The sequence below is a fragment of the Streptomyces sp. NPDC088766 genome, from assembly GCF_044750845.1.
Taxonomy (GTDB): Bacteria; Actinomycetota; Actinomycetes; order Streptomycetales; family Streptomycetaceae; genus Streptomyces.
On the sequence record NZ_JBIVKQ010000021.1, the window covers coordinates 122,470 to 143,785 of the forward strand.

The 21,316-nt window shown below is 72.0% G+C and carries 19 protein-coding genes; 1 reads left to right on the forward strand and 18 read right to left on the reverse strand.

Annotated elements, in window-relative coordinates:
• Positions 1-55: 55 nt before the first annotated feature.
• The 18 genes from ACIP5W_RS26275 to pgsA all read right to left on the reverse strand — a co-directional run bounded on the left by ACIP5W_RS26275 (position 56) and on the right by pgsA (position 18,676).
• Positions 56-1,192: a caspase family protein gene (locus ACIP5W_RS26275; protein WP_401478296.1), complete on the reverse strand. Its 1,137-nt coding sequence runs from the start codon at positions 1,190-1,192 to the stop codon at positions 56-58.
• A complete protein-coding gene (locus tag ACIP5W_RS26280) occupies positions 1,176-1,598 on the reverse strand; it encodes a hypothetical protein (protein WP_401478299.1) in 423 nt (140 codons plus the stop codon). The genes ACIP5W_RS26275 and ACIP5W_RS26280 overlap by 17 nt, the downstream gene beginning before the upstream one ends.
• Entirely contained in the window at positions 1,591-2,931 is a 1,341-nt protein-coding gene (locus ACIP5W_RS26285; protein WP_401478302.1) for a protein kinase, read from the reverse strand. Before ACIP5W_RS26285 ends, ACIP5W_RS26280 begins: the two co-directional genes overlap by 8 nt.
• A 112-nt stretch (positions 2,932-3,043) precedes the next feature.
• The gene (locus ACIP5W_RS26290; protein WP_401478305.1) at positions 3,044-5,608 is read right to left on the reverse strand and encodes a RelA/SpoT family protein; all 2,565 of its coding nucleotides are present in this window, start codon (positions 5,606-5,608) and stop codon (positions 3,044-3,046) included.
• Positions 5,609-5,812: 204 nt separating this feature from the next.
• Entirely contained in the window at positions 5,813-6,361 is a 549-nt protein-coding gene (locus tag ACIP5W_RS26295; RefSeq protein ID WP_401478308.1) for an adenine phosphoribosyltransferase, read from the reverse strand.
• Positions 6,358-7,482, reverse strand: a complete 1,125-nt coding sequence (gene secF, locus ACIP5W_RS26300) for a protein translocase subunit SecF (RefSeq protein WP_401478311.1) — start codon at positions 7,480-7,482, stop codon at positions 6,358-6,360. The genes ACIP5W_RS26295 and secF overlap by 4 nt, the downstream gene beginning before the upstream one ends.
• 3 nt (positions 7,483-7,485) lie before the next feature.
• Positions 7,486-9,249, reverse strand: a complete 1,764-nt coding sequence (secD, locus tag ACIP5W_RS26305) for a protein translocase subunit SecD (RefSeq protein WP_401478314.1) — start codon at positions 9,247-9,249, stop codon at positions 7,486-7,488.
• A 136-nt stretch (positions 9,250-9,385) separates the two neighbouring features.
• The gene (gene yajC, locus ACIP5W_RS26310; protein ID WP_401478317.1) at positions 9,386-9,892 is read right to left on the reverse strand and encodes a preprotein translocase subunit YajC; all 507 of its coding nucleotides are present in this window, start codon (positions 9,890-9,892) and stop codon (positions 9,386-9,388) included.
• A 187-nt stretch (positions 9,893-10,079) separates the two neighbouring features.
• A complete protein-coding gene (ruvB, locus tag ACIP5W_RS26315) occupies positions 10,080-11,174 on the reverse strand; it encodes a Holliday junction branch migration DNA helicase RuvB (protein WP_401478320.1) in 1,095 nt (364 codons plus the stop codon).
• Positions 11,175-11,200: 26 nt separating this feature from the next.
• Positions 11,201-11,806 carry a Holliday junction branch migration protein RuvA gene (gene ruvA / locus ACIP5W_RS26320; protein WP_401478323.1) on the reverse strand — a complete coding sequence of 202 codons (606 nt, stop codon included), beginning with the start codon at positions 11,804-11,806 and terminating at the stop codon, positions 11,201-11,203.
• A complete protein-coding gene (gene ruvC / locus ACIP5W_RS26325; protein WP_401478325.1) occupies positions 11,803-12,333 on the reverse strand; it encodes a crossover junction endodeoxyribonuclease RuvC in 531 nt (176 codons plus the stop codon). The genes ruvA and ruvC overlap by 4 nt, the downstream gene beginning before the upstream one ends.
• A gap of 206 nt (positions 12,334-12,539) precedes the next feature.
• A complete protein-coding gene (locus ACIP5W_RS26330; protein WP_366057848.1) occupies positions 12,540-13,292 on the reverse strand; it encodes a YebC/PmpR family DNA-binding transcriptional regulator in 753 nt (250 codons plus the stop codon).
• A gap of 48 nt (positions 13,293-13,340) precedes the next feature.
• Positions 13,341-13,958: a pyridoxal 5'-phosphate synthase glutaminase subunit PdxT gene (gene pdxT, locus ACIP5W_RS26335; RefSeq protein WP_401478330.1), complete on the reverse strand. Its 618-nt coding sequence runs from the start codon at positions 13,956-13,958 to the stop codon at positions 13,341-13,343.
• 5 nt (positions 13,959-13,963) lie between these two features.
• Complete coding sequence (gene pdxS / locus ACIP5W_RS26340) at positions 13,964-14,869, reverse strand: pyridoxal 5'-phosphate synthase lyase subunit PdxS (RefSeq protein WP_356567268.1); 906 nt, start codon at positions 14,867-14,869, stop codon at positions 13,964-13,966.
• Positions 14,870-15,183: 314 nt separating this feature from the next.
• The gene (locus tag ACIP5W_RS26345; protein WP_401478333.1) at positions 15,184-15,738 is read right to left on the reverse strand and encodes a hypothetical protein; all 555 of its coding nucleotides are present in this window, start codon (positions 15,736-15,738) and stop codon (positions 15,184-15,186) included.
• Positions 15,739-15,900: 162 nt separating this feature from the next.
• Entirely contained in the window at positions 15,901-17,067 is a 1,167-nt protein-coding gene (locus ACIP5W_RS26350) for a glycosyltransferase family 4 protein (RefSeq protein ID WP_401478336.1), read from the reverse strand.
• Positions 17,064-17,972, reverse strand: coding sequence for a phosphatidylinositol mannoside acyltransferase (locus ACIP5W_RS26355; protein ID WP_401478339.1), 909 nt, complete (start codon positions 17,970-17,972; stop codon positions 17,064-17,066). Before ACIP5W_RS26355 ends, ACIP5W_RS26350 begins: the two co-directional genes overlap by 4 nt.
• On the reverse strand, positions 17,969-18,676 hold the full coding sequence (gene pgsA, locus ACIP5W_RS26360) for a phosphatidylinositol phosphate synthase (RefSeq protein WP_401478342.1): 708 nt from the start codon (positions 18,674-18,676) through the stop codon (positions 17,969-17,971). Before pgsA ends, ACIP5W_RS26355 begins: the two co-directional genes overlap by 4 nt.
• A 341-nt stretch (positions 18,677-19,017) precedes the next feature.
• On the opposite strand from pgsA, the gene ACIP5W_RS26365 reads away from it, so the two are divergent.
• Positions 19,018-21,213 carry an elongation factor G-like protein EF-G2 gene (locus ACIP5W_RS26365; protein WP_401478345.1) on the forward strand — a complete coding sequence of 732 codons (2,196 nt, stop codon included), beginning with the start codon at positions 19,018-19,020 and terminating at the stop codon, positions 21,211-21,213.
• Positions 21,214-21,316 lie beyond the last annotated feature (103 nt).

The following is a 21,316-nucleotide window of genomic DNA, read 5'->3' on the forward strand; positions in this document are numbered from 1 at the left end:
CACGGTGTCCGGGGAGCTGGGCGGTGTCCGGAGAGCTGGGCGGACCCGGGGGGGCTCAGGCGGGTCCGCCGCGTTCGCTGATGTCCAGGGCGTGCTTGAGGACCTCGCAGGCCTGGAGGTGGTTGCCGGACTCCTGGAGCAGGTCGGCGAGGCGTCGGCAGACCAGGACGGCCTCCGGGCCGTAGACCTTGTGGACCTGCTGGAAGGCGAGTTCCAGGACCTCGATGGCGTCCTTGACCTGGCCGGTCTCGGCGAGGAGTTCGGAGAGTTCGAGCTGGACGGCGAGCAGGTCGCCCTGGGCGTCGGCGGTCCGCTGTTCCTGGAGGGCGAGCCGTAGCACGGGCAGGGCGTCGCGGGTGTTGCCCTCGGCGCGCAGCAGCCGGGCGACGGCGAGGCCGGTGGAGACCATGGCGGCGCGGACGTCGGCGGGCAGGACCGGGCCCGCCGGGGTGCGGCGGCCGGCCCGGGACTTGTTGCGGGCCAGCGGGAGCCGTCCCACGCCGTTCTCCTGGGAGTGCTGGGGCAGCGGGCGGTTCTTGGCACGCAGGCGTTCCAGCAGGACGCGGTACAGCGTGTCGAGGTCGATCAGTTCGGGGCCGTCCTCGACGCCGTGCCGCAGCACGGTGAGGAGTTCGCCGGTGAAGGCGGTGTAGCGCTCGCCGTCGGGGGCCAGGGCGATCCGGTCGCGGGGGGAGGCGGTCAGGACGTACGCCCCGTCCACGGCGGCCTCCGCGGCGAGGACGTCGCCGCCGGACAGGGCGCGGGCGGCACGGCCGCTGAAGCAGCAGTCCAGGACGACGACCTTGCGGCGGGCGCGGGCGGAGCGCAGCGCGGTGCGCAGGTGCTGGTAGGCGACGGCGGTGTAGCCGAGGTGTTCGCGGGAGTCGCCGAGGGCGAGGTAGAGGTCGGCGGACTCCGCGTCGCGCATGCCGTGTCCGGCGAAGTACACCAGCAGGGTGTCGGTGGCCTCCTCGCTCGCCCGGTAGACGGGGTCGAGGATGGTCTGGGGGCTCAGGGGGTCGGTGACGACCGTGCAGTGCTGCACGGGCAGCCCCCACACGGTGGCGTCGCACAGTTCGGCGGCGAGGTCGACGACACCGGCCTCGACGGCGGGGAGCTGGGGAAGGTGGCGGTAGGAGGCGGTGCCGATGAGCACGGCCCGCGAGCACGCCGGGTCAGGCAGTGCCGTCATCGCCTCCGCTTCCCTCGGTGCGGGGGGCGGGCGGGTCGGCGGGGGCGGGGTCGCCGTCGAGGAGGGCGACGAGGCGCCGTACGGTCCGCTCGTCGCGGGCCGCCCGGGCGGTGAGCCGGACCTCCACGTCGCCGCGGCGCAGGGTGACGGCCGGGGCCCGGCGCAGGGAGGCCTGCCACTGGAGGACGGAGACCACCAGGGAGGCCGCCGACAGTCCGCCCGACACGGCGAACTGGAGCACGTCGAAGCCGGTGCCCATGCCGCCGGGCGGGGGCGGGGCGGCGGCGAGGCGGGCCCGCACGCCGGCGGTGTCGTCCGCGCGCAGCCAGCGCAGCAGGGAACGCAGGTCGTCCTCGGTGCCGGTGGCGTCCAGGGAGGCGGAGATCCCCGGGCCGGAGTCAGTCATCGTGTCCGTCCGTTCGTCGGGCCACGCGCGCGTTGACGCGGGAGAACAGTTCCAGTGCGTCCCGTCCGGCGTCGAGCCGGGCCAGGCAGACCGCGTGCCAGTACTGGCTGGTGAGGGTGGTCGGATGGTCGGGCCCGAGTGTGGAGAGGCAGACCGGGACCACGACCGACAGCATTTGCGCCGCCTCCTGGAGCCGTCCGCGCTGCACCATGTTGACCGCCTCGCGCTGCCGGGACAGGGCGCTCTGCGGGGTCATGCTGCCGAGCACGATCCTGCGGGTGGTGTCGCTGAGGGTGGCGGGCCGGAAGGGATCCGCCGGCGCGTCCCGCTGCCCGGTCAGGACGGGCGCCTCGTCCCAGAGGTACTCGGGCACGTCCTCGTGCGCTCCGCCGGGCGCGCCGGCTTCGACGAGGCGCGGTACGGCCTGGGCGTCCCGTACGGCCTCCTCGCGGGCCCGGCCGGTCACCAGGCCGGCCAGGGTCTCCGTACCGCCGTAGGTCAGGGGCAGCAGGACGTCCCGGATCGCGTCGACGTCCTGGCGGCGGGCGGCGGGGTCCTGCCGGCAGAGGCCGTCGACCAGTCGGCACAGGCTCTCGGGGCAGTCGTGGCGGTTCCCGGTGAGCGGGGGGACGCCGTCGCCGAGGGCCCGCTCCATGATCGCGCCGAAGTCGACGGTGGGGCCGAACGGCAGCTCGCCGGTGATCATCAGGTACATGCAGACGCCGAGGCCGTACCAGTCGGCCGCGCGTTCCGGCAGGACGCCGCGCATGGCCTCGGGCGCCATGAACTGCGGGGTGCCGACGAGGGCGCCGGTACGGGTGATGGCGGCCTCGCCGGCCAGCCGGGCCAGGCCGAAGTCCTGGAGGACCACCCGCCCGCTGCGGGTGATGCCCACGTTGGTGGGCTTGACGTCGCGGTGCAGGACCCCGGCCGCGTGCGCGGCCTCCAGGGCCTCGGCCATGCCGAAGGCCACCGTGCACACGACGGCCGTCGGCAGCGGTCCGGTGTCCGCCACCAGATCGGCCAGGGTGGTGCCGTCGAGCACCTGCATCACGAGGTAGGGGGTGCCGTCGTGCACCCCGCTGTCGTAGAGGGTGACGACGCCCGGGTGCTCGATCCGGGCCAGGGCGCGGGCCTCCCGGCGGAAGCGGTCCCAGGCGTCGCTGTCCCCCGCCAGGCCCTCGACGGCGGTGAGCATCTTCACGGCGACGCGGCGGTCGAGCCGGGTGTCCTCCGCCTCGTGGACGACGCCCATGCCGCCGCGGCCGAGGAAGCGGACGGGGCGGTAGCGATCGGCCACCAGAAGGGGCGCGGCGGGCGGCGACGCCTCCACCGGCACGTCCACCGGCCCGTCGGCCGATGGCGCCCCGCCCGTTAATCCGCCCTGTCCGCTACCGCCCATCCCTCTCCCCCGTCCCCGTCGGCCCCTGCCGTCCGCCCGTAGGTTACGGCCTGCGTGCCGATGTCACCCGGTAGACGTCGTAGACGCCCTCGACCCCGCGGACGGCCTTCAGGACGTGTCCCAGGTGCTTGGGATCACCCATCTCGAAGGTGAAGCGGGAGGTGGCGACGCGGTCGCGGGAGGTCTGCACGGCCGCCGAGAGGATGTTGACGTGCTGGTCCGACAGGACCCGCGTGACGTCCGAGAGGAGCCGCGAGCGGTCCAGCGCCTCGACCTGGATGGCGACCAGGAAGACCGAGGACTGCGTCGGCGCCCACTCCACCTCGAGGATGCGCTCCGGCTCCCGCGAGAGCGAGTCCACGTTGACGCAGTCGCTGCGGTGAACCGACACACCGCTGCCGCGCGTGACGAAGCCGATGATCGGGTCGCCGGGGACGGGCGTGCAGCAGCGGGCCAGCTTGACCCACACGTCGTCGACGCCCTTGACGACCACACCCGGGTCGTTGCTGCTGCGCCGCTTGCGTCCGCGACCGCGGGACGGGACCGTCTCGTCGATCTCCTCGCTCGCGGCCTCCTCGCCGCCGAGGGCCTGCACCAGCTTCTGCACGACGTTCTGCGCGGCGACGTGGCCCTCGCCGATCGCGGCGTACAGCGAGGAGATGTCCGGATAGCGCATCTCGTGCGCGAGCGTGACCAGGGAGTCACCGGTGAGGATGCGCTGGATCGGCAGGTTCTGCTTGCGCATCGCGCGGGCGATGGCGTCCTTGCCCTGCTCGATCGCCTCGTCGCGGCGCTCCTTGGAGAACCAGGCCCGGATCTTGTTGCGGGCGCGCGGTGACTTGACGAAGCCCAGCCAGTCGCGGGACGGCCCGGCGCCGACCGCCTTGGAGGTGAAGACCTCCACCAGGTCGCCGTTGTCCAGCGTGGACTCCAGCGGTACGAGTCTGCCGTTGACCCGTGCTCCTATCGTCCGGTGGCCGACCTCCGTGTGCACCGCGTACGCGAAGTCGACCGGCGTCGCCCCGGCCGGGAGCGCTATGACGTCGCCCTTCGGCGTGAAGACGAAGACCTCGTTGCGGGAGAGGTCGAAGCGCAGCGAGTCCAGGAACTCGCTGGGGTCCTCGGTCTCCTTCTGCCAGTCCAGGAGCTGCCGCAGCCACGCCATGTCGTTGAGGTGGTCGTCCTTGCCCTTGCCGGACGACTTGGGCGCGTCGCTGCGGACCTTGGAGGCACCGGCGACGGCTTCCTGCTTGTACTTCCAGTGCGCGGCGATGCCGTACTCGGCGCGGCGGTGCATGTCGAACGTGCGGATCTGGAGTTCGACCGGCTTGCCGTTGGGGCCGATGACCGTCGTGTGCAGCGACTGGTACATGTTGAACTTGGGCATCGCGATGTAGTCCTTGAACCGCCCCGGAACCGGGTTCCAGCGGGCGTGGACGGTGCCCAGCGCCGCGTAGCAGTCGCGGACGGTGTCCACCAGGACGCGGATGCCGACCAGGTCGTAGATCTCCGCGAAGTCACGGCCGCGGACGATCATCTTCTGGTAGACGCTGTAGTAGTGCTTGGGACGACCGGTGACGGTGGCCTTGATGCGGGCGGCGCGCAGGTCGGCCTGGACCTCGTCGGTCACTATGGCCAGGTACTCGTCACGCTTCGGTGCTCTTTCGGCCACCAGCCGGACGATCTCGTCGTACATCTTGGGATAGAGGATCGCGAAGGCGAGGTCCTCCAGTTCCCACTTGATGGTGTTCATGCCCAGGCGATGGGCGAGCGGCGCGTAGATCTCGAGGGTCTCGCGCGCCTTCTTCTCCTGCTTCTCGCGCTTGAGGTAGCGCATGGTGCGCATGTTGTGCAGGCGGTCGGCCAGCTTGATGACCAGGACGCGCGGGTCCTTGGCCATGGCGACGACCATCTTGCGGACGGTCTCGGCCTGCGCGGCTTCGCCGAACTTGACCTTGTCGAGCTTGGTCACGCCGTCGACGAGGAGGGCGACCACGTCGCCGAAGTCACGGCGCAGGTCGTCCAGGCCGTACTCGGTGTCCTCGACCGTGTCGTGGAGCAGGCCCGCCATGAGGGTGGCCGGGTCCATGCCCAGCTCGGCGAGGATCGTCGTCACCGCGAGCGGGTGCGTGATGTACGGGTCGCCGCTCTTGCGCTTCTGCCCCCGGTGCCAGCGCTCGGCGACCTGGTAGGCCTTCTCGATCTGACGCAGGGTGGCGGTCTCGATCTTCGGGTCGTTGCTGCGCACTATCCGCAGCAGCGGTTCCAGGACCGGGTTGTACGGGTTCGCGCGCTGGACGCCGAGGCGGGCGAGGCGGGCGCGGACGCGGTTCGAGGAGCCGGAGCGGGCAGGCGGCTGCGCGGCGGGGCGGGCGGCCGGCGGGGCGGCGGGTCGCTCGGGCGAGGGGGACGCCGCCGCTCGGGCCGCGTCGGGCGCGGGGGACGGCTTGGGGCGGGGCTGCTCGGCCGGCTGCTGCTCGACGGGGGCGGAGCGGTCGTGCTCGACCGGCCCGCGGGCGTCGTCGGGCGCCTGCGACGCGGGCTCGGCCGCGGGTTCCGAGGGCGACTCGGGCTTGGCGGCGGTCAGGTGCTGGGCCTCGTCTGGCAAGAGGGCTCCTCGTGCGCGATCCGGGTGCCCCGGTCAGGCTCCGGAGCATCCATCGTAGCGATCCCGGGCTCCGGGATCGCCTCCGGACCGCTGTGGGAACGGTCCGCCCGTGGAACACGAGGGGCGGGCACCGGATTCCTCCGGGCCCGCCCACTTGGCGTACGGCGGTCGTCGCGCCGTGCCGGGTCGTGCGTCACAGTGCCGTCAGACCGTGAGGAGCGCCTCCAGCGGGGCTCCGGCCAGGGCCGCCTCCAGGCGGGGCCGGCCGTCGAGGAAGCCCAGCTCCATGAGGACGGCGACGCCCGAGACCTCGGCGCCGGCGCGGTGGATGAGCCGGATCGACGCCTCGGCGGTGCCGCCGGTGGCGAGGACGTCGTCGACGATCAGGATGCGGTCGTCGGCGGTCAGGTCCTCGGCGTGGATCTCGATCTCGGCCGAGCCGTACTCCAGGTCGTAGGCCTGGGCGAGGGTGGCTCCGGGGAGCTTGCCCGCCTTGCGGACGGGGACGAAGCCGAGGCCGGCCCGGACGGCGACGGGAGCGCCCAGGATGAAGCCACGGGCCTCCAGACCGACGACCTTCGTGGCACCGGTGCGCACGGCGATCTCCGCGAACGCCTCGGTGAGCGCGGCGAACGCCGCCGGGTCCGCGAGCAGCGGCGTGATGTCCTTGAACATCACGCCCGGCTCCGGGTGGTCGGCCACGTCACGGATGCGGCTGAGCAGCAGCGTCGTGAGGTCGGTGGTCTCGGTCATCGGCGCTTCCCCGAAGGACGGCCGCGGCCGCGGCCGCGGGACGAGGGCTGGGTGCGGGGGCCGACGACGGCCGTCTCGGCGTCCTCTGCGTCTTCGGGGTCCTCCTCACGCCCGTCGTAGCCGTACGACCGTGCGGGCTCCTCGTCGGCGTGCGACTGGGCGCGCTTGGCGAGGACGCGCTTCTTCAGGGCCCTCATCTGCGGCTCGCGTTCCTTGAGGTCGGCGACGAGCGGGGTGGCGATGAAGATCGAGGAGTAGGCACCGGCGGCGAGGCCGACGAACAGCGACAGCGAGATGTCGTTGAGCGTGCCCGCGCCGAGGAAACCGCCGCCGATGAACAGCAGGCCCGCGACCGGGAGCAGCGCGACCACCGTGGTGTTGACGGACCGCACCAGGGTGCCGTTGATCGAGCGGTTGGCGATCTCGCTGTAGGTGAAGCGGGTCTGCTTCGTGAGGTCCTTCGTCTGTTCCTTGAGGGAGTCGAAGACGACGACCGTGTCGTACAGGGAGTAGCCGAGGATGGTCAGCAGACCGATCACCGTGCCCGGCGTGACCTCGAAGCCGACGAGGGCGTAGATGCCGACGGTGATGGTGATGTCGTGGATCAGGGCGATGAGCGCCGCGATGGCCATGCGCCACTCGAAGGCGATCGCCAGGTAGATCACGACCAGGACCATGAAGATCGCCAGACCCTGCCAGGCCTTGTTGGCGATCTGGTCACCCCAGCTGGGGCCGACCAGGTCGGCGGCGATCGACTCGGGGTCGACCTTGAACTCCTTGGCCAGGTCCTCCTTGACCGTGTCGGACTGCTTGGTGTCCATGCCGGCGATCTGGATGCGCAGCGAGCCGTCGCCGAGCTTCTGCACGATCGCCTGGTGGCCCGCCGCCTCCTCCGCGGCGGTCTCCGCCTGCGAGACGGAGACGGAGGTGTTCTTGGCGGTGGTGAAGACGGCACCGCCCTGGAAGTCGATGCCCATGTTCAGGCCGCGGACCGCCAGGCCGACGATGGCCGTGATGGTGATCAGGATCGAGATGCCGTACCAGATCTTGCGGTGACCGATGAAGTCGTAGCTGATCTCACCACGGTGCAGTCGGGCGCCGAGGCTGCCGAGTTTCGACATCGCTCACGCCTCCTTCGTCTCGACGGGACCGGCGGCAGGACCGGAGGGACGGCGGGTGCGGCGCAGCGGCGGCTTGGCGCCCAGGCTCTTCGGGTCGAGGCCGGACCACTTGTGGCCGCCGGCGAAGAACTTGCGGCGTGCGATCAGCGTCATCAGCGGCTTGGTGAAGAAGAAGACCACGACCACGTCGAGGACGGTGGTCAGACCGAGCGTGAACGCGAAGCCCTGGACCTTGCCGACGGTGACCAGGAACAGCACCGCGGCGGCGAGGAACGACACGAAGTCGGAGACCAGGATGGTGCGCCGCGCCCGCGGCCAGGCCCGCTCGACCGCGGGGCGCAGGGAGCGGCCCTCGCGGATCTCGTCCCGGACCCGTTCGAAGTACACGATGAACGAGTCCGCGGTGATGCCGATGGCGACGATGGCACCGCAGACGGCCGGCAGGTTGAGGGCGAAGTGGATCGTCGGGCCGAGCAGCGACATGATCACGTACGTCAGCGCGGCGGAGACCAGCAGCGAGGCGATCGCGATGAGCGACAGGCCGCGGTAGTAGGCCACCAGGTAGACGATGACCAGGCCGAGGCCGATGGCGCCCGCGATCAGACCGGCACGGAGCTGGTCACCGCCGAGCGCGGCGGTCACGGTCTGGACGCTCGACTCCTGGAAACTGAGCGGCAGCGCACCGTACGACAGCATGTTGGCGAGGTTCTGGGCCTCCTCCTGCTGGAAGCTGCCGGAGATCTGGGCCTGGCCGCCGGCGATGGAGGAGCTGACGTACGGGCTGGAGACGACCTCGCCGTCGAGGACGATGCCGAACTGGTTCTGCGGCTGCTGGTTCTGGGCGAGCTGACCCGTGATGTCCGCGAACTTCTTCGCGCCCTTGGAGTCGAACTTCATGTTGACCTGCCAGCCGGCGGCACCCTGGGTGTCGTAGACCGCCTTGGCCTCGTCGACCTCGGTGCCGTCGACGGCGGCCGGGCCGAGCAGGTACTTGTACCAGACGCCGTCGATGTCGCCGCAGGCCACGGTCGTGTCGCCGGGCTTGACGCCTTCGCCGAGCCCGGAGCGCTGCGCCTGCTTGCTGCAGTCCAGGGCGGCGTACTTCGCCTGGAGGGCGGCCTCGCCGGTGGTGCCGCCGCTCGCGGACGCCGAGGGGCTGGCGGAGGCGGAGGCACTCGCGGAGGGCGACGGCGTGGAGTCGGCCTTCAGGGCGTCGGTGACGGCACGGCCCTGGGAGGTGGCGGAGGCCGACGGAGAGGTCGAGGAGGAGGCCTTCTCACCTGCCGAGGCGCTCGCGGAGGGGCTCGCGGAGGCGGCCGGGGAACCGCTGGCCGACGGGCTCGGCGAGCCGCTCGCGGCGGCGCCGCTGGGCTCGCTGGCCAGGACCGGGCGGAAGTACAGCTTGGCGGTGGTGCCGACCTGTGCCCGGGCTTCCTTGGAGTTGATGCCCTTGGGGATGTTCACGATGATGTTGCGGTCGCCCTGGGTCTGCACCTCCGCCTCGGAGACGCCAAGACCGTTGACACGGCGGTTCATGATCTCGACCGCGGTGTCCATGTTGGCCTTGTTGATCGCGGACCCTTGGTCGGCCTTCGCCTCGAGCGTGATGCTCGTACCGCCGGCAAGGTCGATGCCGAGACGCGGAGTCGTGTGGCCGGAGAGGAACATGCCTCCGGTGAGCCCCACGATGGCGATCAGGATCAGGGCCAGCGAGCGCCACGGCTTGCTCTGGGCGCTCGCGCTCCGGCCCTTTTTAGGTGCTGCCACCTTCTCGTACTCCCTCTCGGGCCGCCTCGCGCCGGGTCAGCGCGGCAGCGGCCATGACATGGTGTCGGGATCCCCTATGTGCGAGATTGCGCGCGCCCGGGGCACGCGGGACCGGCCCGCGTGCCCCGGGTCGTGGCTACTTCTTCGCGTCGGAGTCGCCGTCGGTCTTCTTCGGCTCTTCGTCGGCCTCGGCAGCGGCGGTCTTCTCCTCGGCCTCGTTCTTCGTGCCGGGCTCCTCGTCCTTCTTGCCGAGGTCGACGGGCTGGTCGCCGGAGGCGGCGGCGTCGGCGGACCCGTCGGTCCCGGTGAGGGAGGAGGCGTCGTCCGGGACGACGTCGGCGTCGGACTTCAGGTCGTGCTCGATGCCGTGGACGATGCGGTTGTACTCGTCGTCCGTCAGCACGGCACCGATGGAGTTCTTCGCGAAGAGCAGGTCCACACCCGGGCCGGCGTCGAGGAGGACCGTGTCCTCGTTGACCTCCTTGACCGTCGCGTACATGCCCCCGATCGTGCGGACACCGCTGCCGGGCTGCATCTGGTTGCGCATGTCCACGGCCTGCTGCTGCTTCTTCTTCGCCGACCGGGTCATCAGGAACATGGCCCCGATGAGCACGATGAACGGGAGGAGGGTCACGAGACTCACGGGTCGGTACTTCCTTCACGCGACCGCGGTGGTGAGCGGCCTGATGGTTGGGGGTTTGTGCGGTGCCGACAAGGGCGGCATCGGCGGAGTCTAAGCGAGTCCGCGTGCAGGGAACAACGCTCAGCATGGCACCAGGGTTCCTGGTGCCGCCATCACCCCGTCCGATCCCGGGCGGATGCCCGGGCGGTCACGCCCCGAACAGGTCCTGTTGTCCGTTTCCCGCGGTGGCGGAGCGGGGCGGGGTCAGGTCCAGGTGGGTCCAGGCGGCGGGGGTCGCGACCCGGCCGCGGGGCGTGCGGGCGAGCAGGCCCTCGCGGACGAGGAAGGGTTCGGCGACCTCCTCGACGGTCTCGCGCTCCTCCCCCACGGCGACGGCGAGCGTGGACAGGCCGACCGGTCCGCCGCCGAACAGCTTCAGCAGGGCGGTGAGGACGGCGCGGTCGAGGCGGTCGAGGCCTCGGGCGTCGACCTCGTAGACCTTCAGCGCGGCTTCCGCGATCTCGCGGGTGATCCCGCCGTCGGCCTTGACCTGGGCGTAGTCCCGGACGCGGCGCAGCAGGCGGTTGGCGATGCGGGGCGTGCCCCGGGAGCGGCCGGCGATCTCGGCGGCGCCGTGGGTGTCGATCTCGACGTCGAGGAGGTTCGCCGAGCGGTGGATCACCCGCTCCAGCTCGGCCGGCTCGTAGAACTCCATGTGCGCGGTGAAGCCGAAGCGGTCGCGCAGCGGGGGCGGCAGCAGGCCCGCGCGCGTGGTGGCGCCGACCAGGGTGAACGGGGGCAGTTCCAGGGGGATGGCGGTGGCGCCGGGGCCCTTGCCGACGATGACGTCGACGCGGAAGTCCTCCATCGCCATGTAGAGCATCTCCTCGGCGGGCCGGGACATGCGGTGGATCTCGTCGAGGAAGAGGACCTCGCCCTCCTGGAGGGAGGAGAGGATCGCGGCGAGGTCGCCCGCGTGCTGGATGGCGGGACCGCTCGTGATCCGGATCGGGGCGCCCATCTCGGCCGCGATGATCATCGAGAGGGTGGTCTTGCCGAGGCCGGGTGCGCCGGAGAGCAGCACGTGGTCGGCGGTGGCGCCACGCGCGCGTGCGGCGCGCAGGACGAGGTCGAGCTGTTCGCGGACCTTCTCCTGGCCGATGAACTCGCCCAGGTCCTTGGGGCGCAGGGCGGCCTCGACGGCCTGGTCCTCGCCGTCGGCGACAGAGCCCACCAGCCGCTCCGCGGCGGGGCCGGCGAGCCCCTCGTCGGCGGTCGCGTCGGTCGGATCGTCCCAGTTCATGTGGTGTGCCTCGGGGATGTAGGGGGTCAGCGGGCTCGGTTGAGGGTCTGCAGCGCCGCTTTCAGGAGCTGACCGACCGCGGGTGCGCCACCGGCGGCCTCGGCCTGCGGCGCGACCGCGGTCACGGCCTCCTCGGCCTCGCGGGTCGCGTAGCCGAGGCCGATCAGGGCCGCGTGCAACTGGTCGCGCCAGCCCTGGGTGACGGGTGTGCCGACGGCGGGGGTGCCGGTCGGCTCGCCGAGGCGGTCCTTCAGTTCCAGCAGGAGCTTCTGGGCGCCCTTCTTGCCGATGCCGGGGACGGCGGTGAGGGCCTTCTCGTCACCGGTGGCGACGGCTCGCCGCAGGGCGTCCGGCGAGTGGACCGCCAGCATGGCCTGGGCGAGGCGGGGACCGACCCCGCTCGCGGTCTGGAGCAGCTCGAAGACCTGGCGTTCGTCGTCGTCGGCGAAGCCGTACAGGGTGAGGGAGTCCTCGCGGACGACCAGGGAGGTGGCGAGTCTCGTCTCCCGGCCCGTGCGCAGGCCCGAGAGCGTGTTCGGGGTGCACTGGACGGCGATGCCGATGCCCCCCACCTCGACCACCGCGCGGTCGGGGGCGAGGGCGGCGACCGGTCCGCTCACGAAGGCGATCATCCCGTACGGCCTTTCGATGTGTGCAGGGCGACGGCCTGCTGGAGTCGGTTCTGCGCGGGGGCGCGCCAGATGTGGCAGATGGCGAGCGCGAGGGCGTCGGCGGCGTCGGCGGGCTTGGGGGGTGCGTCGAGCCGGAGCAGCCGGGCCACCATGGCGCCGACCTGGGCCTTGTCGGCGCGGCCGCTGCCGGTGACAGCCGCCTTGACCTCGCTGGGGGTGTGCAGGGCGACCGGGATGCCGCGGCGGGCGGCGCACAGCATGGCGACGGCGCTGGCCTGGGCGGTGCCCATGACCGTGCGCACGTTGTGCTGGCTGAACACCCGCTCCACGGCGACGACTTCGGGGCGGTGCTCGTCCAGCCACCGCTCGATGCCCTGCTCGACGGCGACGAGGCGCTGTCCCAACTCGGCGTCCGAGGGCGTCCGTACGACACCGACGCCGAGCATGGTGAGCGGTCGGCCCGCGACGCCCTCGACGACGCCCACGCCGCATCGTGTGAGGCCGGGGTCCACCCCGAGTACGCGCACGCGCCCTCTCCTCCTCGTCCGGACTCGCGCCCGGACTCCTGCGTCCCGATCCTCGTGACCGGGTTCCCGCGTCCGAGCCGGCACGGCCGAATGCCGTGCCCGGTGATCTGCGACGGTCGCCAGGCTATCCGCCGGCACTGACAACGCCGTCGGGCCGGCAGGACGTGTCCCACCGGCCCGACGGATCCGCTCGGTCCGCGGCAGCGCTACGCGTCGACCTTCTCCATGACCTCGTCGCTGACGTCGAAGTTGGCGAAGACGTTCTGCACGTCGTCGCTGTCCTCGAGCGCGTCGATCAGCTTGAAGATCTTCCGGGCGCCCTCCTCGTCCAGTTCGACCTGCATGGTCGGGACGAAGTTGGCGTCGGCGGAGTCGTAGTCGATGCCGGCGTCCTGGAGGGCGGTGCGGACCGCGACCAGGTCGGTGGCCTCGCTGAGGACCTCGAAGGACTCACCGAGGTCGTTGACCTCCTCGGCGCCCGCGTCCAGGACGGCGCCGAGCACGTCGTCCTCGGTCAGTTCCCCCTTGGGGACGATGACGACGCCCTTGCGGTTGAAGAGGTACGACACCGAGCCGGGGTCGGCCATGGATCCGCCGTTGCGGGTCATGGCGACGCGGACGTCGGAGGCGGCTCGGTTGCGGTTGTCGGTGAGGCACTCGATGAGCACCGCGACGCCGTTCGGGCCGTAGCCCTCGTACATGATCGTCTCGTAGTCGGCACCGCCGGCCTCAAGTCCACCGCCGCGCTTGATCGCGGAGTCGATGTTCTTGTTGGGGACCGACGACTTCTTCGCCTTCTGGACGGCGTCGTAGAGCGTCGGGTTGCCGTCCAGGTCGACACCGCCCATGCGCGCCGCGACCTCGATGTTCTTGATCAGCTTCGCGAAGAGCTTGCCGCGCTTGGCGTCGATCACGGCCTTCTTGTGCTTCGTCGTGGCCCATTTAGAGTGGCCGGACATCTGCCTGTCTCCTTCGCGTAACCCATCTCTGCATGAACGCCAGAGATCCTACAAGGACTCCGGTGTCCGGTTCGCGCGCACCATGTCGACGAACAGGGAGTGCACGCGGTGGTCGCCGGTCAGCTCCGGGTGGAACGACGTGGCGAGCGCGTTGCCCTGGCGGACCGCGACGATGTGGCCCTCGTGCTCGGCGAGCACCTCGGCGCGGGCGCCGACGGACTCCACCCAGGGGGCGCGGATGAAGACGCCCTCCACAGGATCGCCCGCGACGCCCTTGATGTCGACCGCCGCTTCGAAGGACTCGTTCTGCCGTCCGAAGGCGTTGCGGCGCACGATCATGTCGATCCCGCCGACGGTCTCCTGGCCCGAGCGCGGGTCGAGGATCTTGTCGGCGAGCAGGATCATGCCCGCGCAGGTGCCGTAGACGGGCAGGCCGGCCCGCACGCGCGCGCGGAGGGGTTCCAGCACGCCGAAGAGGACGGCCAGCTTGGAGATGGTGGTGGACTCGCCGCCGGGAAGGACCAGGCCGTCGACCTCGGCGAGTTCCTCGGGGCGCCTGACCGGCCTGGCCACGGCGTCGGCCGCGGCCAGGGCGATGAGGTGCTCCCGTACGTCGCCCTGGAGGGCCAGGACGCCGATGACAGGGGCTGCAGATGAATCCGGCATGGTGACTACCAGCCGCGGTTGGCGTAGCGCTCGGCCTCGGGGAGGGTGTCGCAGTTGATGCCGACCATGGCCTCGCCGAGGTTGCGGGACGCGTCCGCGATGATCTTCGGGTCGTCGTAGAAGGTGGTCGCCTTCACGATGGCGGCGGCGCGCTTGGCCGGGTCGCCGGACTTGAAGATGCCGGAGCCGACGAAGACGCCCTCGGCGCCGAGCTGGCGCATCAGGGCGGCGTCGGCGGGGGTGGCCACGCCACCGGCGGAGAACAGCACGACGGGCAGCTTGCCCAGCTCGGCGACCTCCTTGACCAGCTCGTACGGGGCACGCAGGTCCTTGGCGGCGGCGTACAGCTCGTTGTTGTCGAAGCCGCGGAGCCGGGCGATCTCGTTCTTGATCTGGCGCAGGTGACGGACCGCCTCGACGACGTTGCCGGTGCCGGCCTCGCCCTTGGAGCGGATCATGGCGGCGCCCTCGGCGATGCGCCGCAGGGCCTCGCCCAGGTTGGTGGCACCGCACACGAAGGGGGTGGTGAACGCCCACTTGTCGGAGTGGTTGACCTCGTCGGCCGGGGTGAGGACCTCGGACTCGTCGATGTAGTCGACGCCGAGGGACTGGAGCACCTGGGCCTCGACGAAGTGGCCGATGCGGGACTTGGCCATGACCGGGATGGAGACCGCTTCGATGATCTCCTCGATCATGTTCGGGTCCGACATCCGGGCCACGCCGCCGTCCTTGCGGATGTCGGCGGGCACCCGCTCCAGGGCCATGACGGCGACGGCGCCCGCGTCCTCGGCGATCTTCGCCTGCTCCGCGTTGACGACGTCCATGATCACGCCGCCCTTGAGCTGCTCGGCCATGCCGCGCTTCACGCGCGCGGTGCCGGTCTCGGGGGCCTGGTTCTGGGTGCTGGACACGGGTTGACCTCACTGAAGGTAAAGAGGGTTTTCTACCGCACCGAGGAAACGTGAGTGGACCAGTCCACAGCAAGGGCCAATGGGAAGCCGGTGGATCCTTTTGACCGGTCCGGGTGCGGCTGCCCCGTCCCCGGCCTCCACCGGGGTCGGCGACGCGTACGGCCCTGGAGCCGAGAGCCCGGTGTGCTCGGTGTGCTCGGTGTGCTCGGTCATGAACCCTCCCCGGTCACCGACGGCAGCCGGTCGGCCGCACGGGCGGACCCGGTAAGTTCGGGGGCGCGACGCCCGGGCCCGCGACGCCCGGGACACGGTGCTCACGACCGCGAACGGGCCGTCAGTACGGCCGGCGGCTCGTCGTCCATCTCGAAGGCCATCGGGAACGGGGCGTGGCCGGCCAGCCGGAACCAGCGCACCTTGCGGTGCTCACGCAGTCTGCGGGCCCCGCCCACCGCGTCGTTGTGGAAACGGCGGGCCATGGGGACCCGCAGGACGGCCTCGGTCAGCTCGTGCGCCGCGGCCTCTCCCCCGGGCACCTCACGGACGGCCTCCAGCTGCTGCGCGTCCGCGAAGACCGCCCGCAGCGCCTGGCTCAGGTCGCTCTCGGCGACCTCCCGCTGTTCCTCCTCCGCCTGCCGGGCGGCGTGCGCGGCCTCGTACAGCACGATCGAGGCGGCCGGATCGAGCACGCCCGAGGTGGCCAGTTCCTGGGCCACGGAGGCCCTGCGCAGCAGTTGCGCGTCCAGTGCGGCGCGGGCGGCGTCGATACGGGCGTGCAGCCGGTCCAGGCGTCCCGCGGTCCAGCTCAGGTAGAGGCCGATGGCGACGAGGACGACGAGGACGACGAGGATCCAGATGAGGGTTGCGGTCACGGGCGGCAAGGCTAGTCGCTCCGCGTACCCGGCCGGGGTGCCTCCTCCGGCGGCCGCCGGGGCCCGCCGCCCTCTGGGCCCCGCCCCGGCCCCGGGCGGTCCTCGTCGGCGGACGCCGGGCGGGCCGGGTCGCCCGGCCGACGCCGCGGTGCCCGCCCGGGGTCAGTCCCGGGCCAGGCCGAAGCGGGCGCGCAGTCCCGGGGAGCCCTTGTCGTCCGCGGCCACCGCCGCCGCACCCGCCGTCACCGTCTCGTAGACGGAGAGGATGTCCGCGCCGACCGCGGACCAGTCGAAGCGCCGGACGTGGGCGCTGCCGCGTTCGCTCAGGCGGGCCCGTCGCTCCGGGTCGCCCAGCAGCCGTACGGCCGCCTCGGCCAGCGCGTCCGCGTCCTCGTTGGCGAAGAGTTCGCCCGCGGCGCCCTGGTCGAGCACCTGGGCGAAGGCGTCGAGGTCGGAGGCGAGCACCGGGGCCCCGGCGGACAGGGCCTCGACCAGGATGATGCCGAAGCTCTCACCGCCGGTGTTGGGGGCGACGTAGAGGTCGATGCTGCGCAGGAAGCGGGCCTTGTCCTCGTCGCTGACCATGCCGAGGAACTCGACGCGCGGGCGCAGTTCCGCCGGGAGGTTCTCGACGGCCTCCTCCTCGTCGCCGCGGCCGGCCACCAGCAGGCGGGCGTCGGGGCGTTCGGCGAAGATCTTCGGCAGGGCCGCCATCAGCACCGGCAGGCCCTTGCGGGGCTCGTCGATGCGTCCCATGAAGCCGATCGTGCCGCCCTGCCACTCGGGCCGGGGCTCGGCGCGGGCGAAGAAGTCGACGTCGACGCCGTTGGGGATGACCACGGCGTCCCCGCCGAGGTGCTCCACCAGGGTGCGGCGGGCGTACTCGCTCACCGCGATCCGCGCGCTGATCTTCTCCAGGGCGGCCTGCAGGATCGAGTAGGCGGCGATCATCGCGCGCGAGCGCGGGTTCGACGTGTGGAACGTGGCCACGATGGGGCCCTGCGCCGCCCAGCAGGTCAGCAGTCCGAGCGACGGCGAGGTCGGCTCGTGGATGTGGACCACGTCGAAGGCGCCGTCGTGCAGCCAGCGCCGCACCCGGGCGGCGCTCAGGAAACCGAAGTTGAGCCGGGCCACCGAGCCGTTGTACGGCACCGGCACGGCACGGCCGGCCGAGACGACGTACGGCGGCAGCGGGGTGTCGTCGTCGGCGGGGGCGAGGACGGACACCTCGTGGCCGAGCCGGATGAAGTACTCGGCGAGGTCGCGGATGTGGAACTGGACGCCCCCGGGCACGTCCCAGGAGTACGGGCAGACGATGCCGATCCTCACGAGGGTCCCTTCGCGGGGTCGAGATCGGCGAGCCACAGCCGCTGGAGCATGTGCCAGTCCTCCGGATGGTCGGCGATACCCGTGGCGAAGGCGTCTGCCAGCGCCTGTGTCATGACGGACGTCCGCTCGGCGCGCGTACCCGACCCGGGTACCTCGATCGGGGCGTGGACGCGGCCCCGCATCACGGGCGAGTCGTCGTACCAGAGCGTGACGGGGAGCAGCAGCGCGCCGGTCTGCTGGGCCAGCAGGGCCGGCCCGGCGGGCATGCGCGCGGTGGCGCCGAAGAAGTCGACCTCGACACCGGACGCGGACAGGTCGCGGTCGGCGACCAGGCAGACCAGGCCGCCGTCGCGCAGCCGCCGGGCGAGGGTGCCGAACGCGGTGCCGCCGCTGTGCGGCAGGACCTCCATGCCGAGGCCCTCGCGGTAGGCGACGAAGCGGTCGTAGAGCGTCTCGGGCCTGAGGCGTTCGGCGACCGTGGTGAACGGCATGCGCAGCTCGGTGGTGACCCAGGCACCGGCGAGGTCCCAGTTGGCCAGGTGCGGCAGCGCGATGACGGCGCCCTTGCCTGCCGCGAGTGCGTCGGTCAGGTGGTGCAGGTCCTTGGGCTCGAACCCGGACGCGATCCGCTCCGGGCTCCAGGCGGGGAGGCGGAAGGACTCCATCCAGTAGCGCAGGTAGGAGCGCATGCCCGCGCGGGACAGCTCGGCGAGCCGCTCGGGGCTCGCGTCCGGCACCACGCGCGCGTAGTTGCTCTCCAGGCGCTGGACGCCCTTGCCGCGCTGCTTCCAGGCGAGGTCGGCGATGGTGCGTCCGAGGCGGACCGCGACCGGCTCGGGGAGCTTCTTGACGGTGCTCCAGCCGAGCCCGTACAGCCCGTCGGCCAGCTGGTCACGTGCGCTCACTGGGCCGTCTCACGCCCTTCCGGCTCGGGCTTCGGCTCGGGCTTCGGCTCGGCCGCCACGTCCGCCGCGGTCGCCGCGTCGGCCTCCGCCGATTCGCGCCGTACGGTGACGACCCGCTGGATCAGGGTGACCAGGCTGCCGACGGCGACGAGCCACAGGGCCACCGGCAGCAGGTACTGGATGCCCGGCACTCCGAACGCGTGCAGGCCCGCGAGCCCGGCGGCGACCAGCGACACCACGAGCCGCTCGGCGCGCTCGACGAGCCCGTTGACCGCGACCGGCAGCCCGATCGACTCGCCGCGCGCCTTGGTGTACGACACGACCTGGCCGCTGGCCAGGCAGAAGATCGAGACGGCGCACAGCACGTTGTCGTCGCCGTGGCCCGCGTACCAGAGGGCGAAGCCGCCGAAGACCGCGCCGTCGGCGACCCGGTCGAGCGTGGAGTCCAGGAAGGCGCCCCAGCGGCTGGAGCGGCCGAGCTGGCGGGCCATGTTGCCGTCGACGAGGTCGGAGAACACGAACAGTGTGATCACGACCGTGCCCCAGAAGAACTCGCCCCTGGGGTAGAAGACCAGCGCGCCCGCGACCACGCCGGCGGTGCCGAGCAGCGTGACCGTGTCGGGGCTCACGCCCCGGCGGATGAGAAACGCGGCGAACGGTGTGAGGACACGCGTGAAGAATGCACGCGCGTACTTGTTCAGCATGGCCTTCCCGAAGGTTGTATGACCGCGCGGCCCTTGATGGCCACCGGCTGGCCCATCGTAGCCACGCGCGCGCGTGCGCGGTCCTCGGGCACCTGGGCCCGGTGTCACGGCCGGGTCGCGTCCGGGGCCCGGCCGGGTCGCGTCCGGGGCCCGCGTCACGGCCGTGCCGAGGGCCTCGGCGCGTCCCTCGTATGGACGCGCCGTGACGGGAGTGGAAAGCTCGAAGGACCGCGGACGTCGCCGGAGCCGCCACCGGTGGGGGTCGCCCCCGGGTGGAGTCTGGTGGGAGGAGCCGCCGTGTCCGCGCCCCGATGACCTCACCGTGCACGGGAGGCGCAGAAATGGGCGACAAGGCGAACACACACCCCGGGGCCGCCGGCAGGGCCACGGCGGCCGACCACCCCGCATCCGTACGGAACGTGGTGCTGGTCGGCCACTCCGGATCCGGCAAGACGACCTTGGTGGAGGCGCTCGCGCTGACGGCGGGAGCGGTGAACCGGGCGGGCCGCGTGGAGGACGGCGGCACCGTCTCCGACTACGACGACATCGAGCACCGCCAGCAACGCTCGGTGCAGCTCTCCCTGGTGCCGGTCGAATGGGACGGCATCAAGATCAATCTCCTCGACACTCCCGGGTACGCCGACTTCGTCGGGGAGCTGAGGGCCGGTCTGCGCGCCGCGGACGCGGCCCTCTTCGTCGTCTCGGCCTCGGACGGCGTGGACGGCTCGACCCGGACGGTGTGGGAGGAGTGCGCGGCCGTCGGGATGCCCCGGGCGATCGTCGTCACGCACCTGGAGGCCGCGCGCGCGGACCTCGAGGAGATGACGCGGATCTGCGCGGAGGCCTTCGGCGGCGACGACCCCGACGCCGTGCTGCCGCTGTACCTGCCGCTGCACGGCCCGCAGGCGCCGGACGGGCACGCGCCCGTGACCGGTCTGACCGGGCTGCTGTCGCGCAAGCTGTTCGACTACTCCTCCGGCGCGCGCGAGGAGTCCGAGCCCGGCGAGGACGTGCTGCCCGGGATCGAGGAGGCCCGCAACCGGCTGATCGAGGGAATCATCGCCGAGAGCGAGGACGAGACCCTCATGGACCGCTACCTCGGGGGCGAGCGGATCGACGTGAAGACGCTGATCGAGGATCTGGAGCGGGCCGTGGCGCGCGGCACGTTCTTCCCCGTCCTGGCCGCGGCCCCGGCCGCCGAGGGCGCCCGGCAGGGCATCGGCACCGTGGAACTGCTCGAACTGATCACCAGGGGCTTTCCGACGCCCCTGGAGCGTGCGGCGCCCCGCGTCACCACGGTCGGGGGCGAGCCGCGTGCGGCGGCCCCGTGCGATCCGGACGGTCCGCTGGTCGCGGAGGTCGTGAAGACCGCCTCCGACCCGTACGTCGGCCGGGTCTCGCTGGTGCGCGTGTTCTCCGGCACCCTGCGCCCCGACCAGACCGTCCACGTGTCCGGGCACGGGCTCACCGACCGCGGCCACGAGGACCACGACGTCGACGAACGCGTCGGCGCCCTGTCCGCGCCCTTCGGCAAGCAGCAGCGGACGCTGACGCACTGCGTCGCGGGCGACCTGGCGTGCGTGGCGAAGCTGAGCCGCGCGGAGACCGGCGACACGCTCTCCGCCAAGGACGACCCGCTGCTGATGGAGCCGTGGCAGATGCCCGACCCGCTGCTGCCGGTGGCCATCCGGGCGCACAGCAAGGCCGACGAGGACAAGCTGTCGCAGGGGCTGTCCCGGCTGGTCGCCGAGGACCCGACGATGCGGCTGGAGCAGAACCAGGACACCCACCAGGTGGTGCTGTGGTGCCTGGGCGAGGCCCACGCGGACGTCGCTCTGGAACGGCTGCGCAGCCGCTACGGCGTGCAGGTGGACGTCGTCCCGCACAAGGTCTCCCTCCGGGAGACGTTCGCCGCCGCCTCCGCCGGGCGCGGCCGGCACGTCAAGCAGTCCGGCGGGCACGGGCAGTTCGCGATCTGCGAGATCGAGGTGGAGCCGCTGCCGGGCGGTTCGGGCATCGAGTTCGTGGACAAGGTCGTGGGCGGCGCGGTGCCGCGCCAGTTCATCCCGTCCGTGGAGAAGGGCGTACGGGCGCAGGCGGCCAAGGGCGTCGCCGCGGGCCATCCCCTCGTCGACGTCCGGGTGACCCTGGTCGACGGCAAGGCGCACTCGGTGGACTCCTCCGACGCCGCTTTCCAGACGGCCGGGGCGCTCGCGCTGCGGGAGGCCGCGGCCGACGCGAGGATCCATCTGCTGGAGCCGGTGGCCGAGGTGAGCGTGCTGATCGGCGACGAGTACGTGGGCGCCGTGATGAGCGACCTGTCGGGGCGGCGCGGCCGGGTCCTGGGCACCGAACAGAGCGGTGGCGGTCGCACGCTGGTACGCGCGGAGGTGCCCGAGATCGAGATCGGCCAGTACGCGGTCGACCTGCGTTCCCTGTCGCACGGCACGGCCCGCTTCCACCGCGCGTACGCCCGGCACGAGCCGATGCCGGCGCAGGTGGCGGAGCGGCTTCGTCAACAGGAGCGGACGGGATAGGGGTTGGGACGCGGCCACCCTGAAGTGACGGGTGGGGAAGGTGTTCTTCCGGTACGGCGGGCGGCTTCGGCCGCCCGCCTCCGGATGTCCGTGCCTGGATATA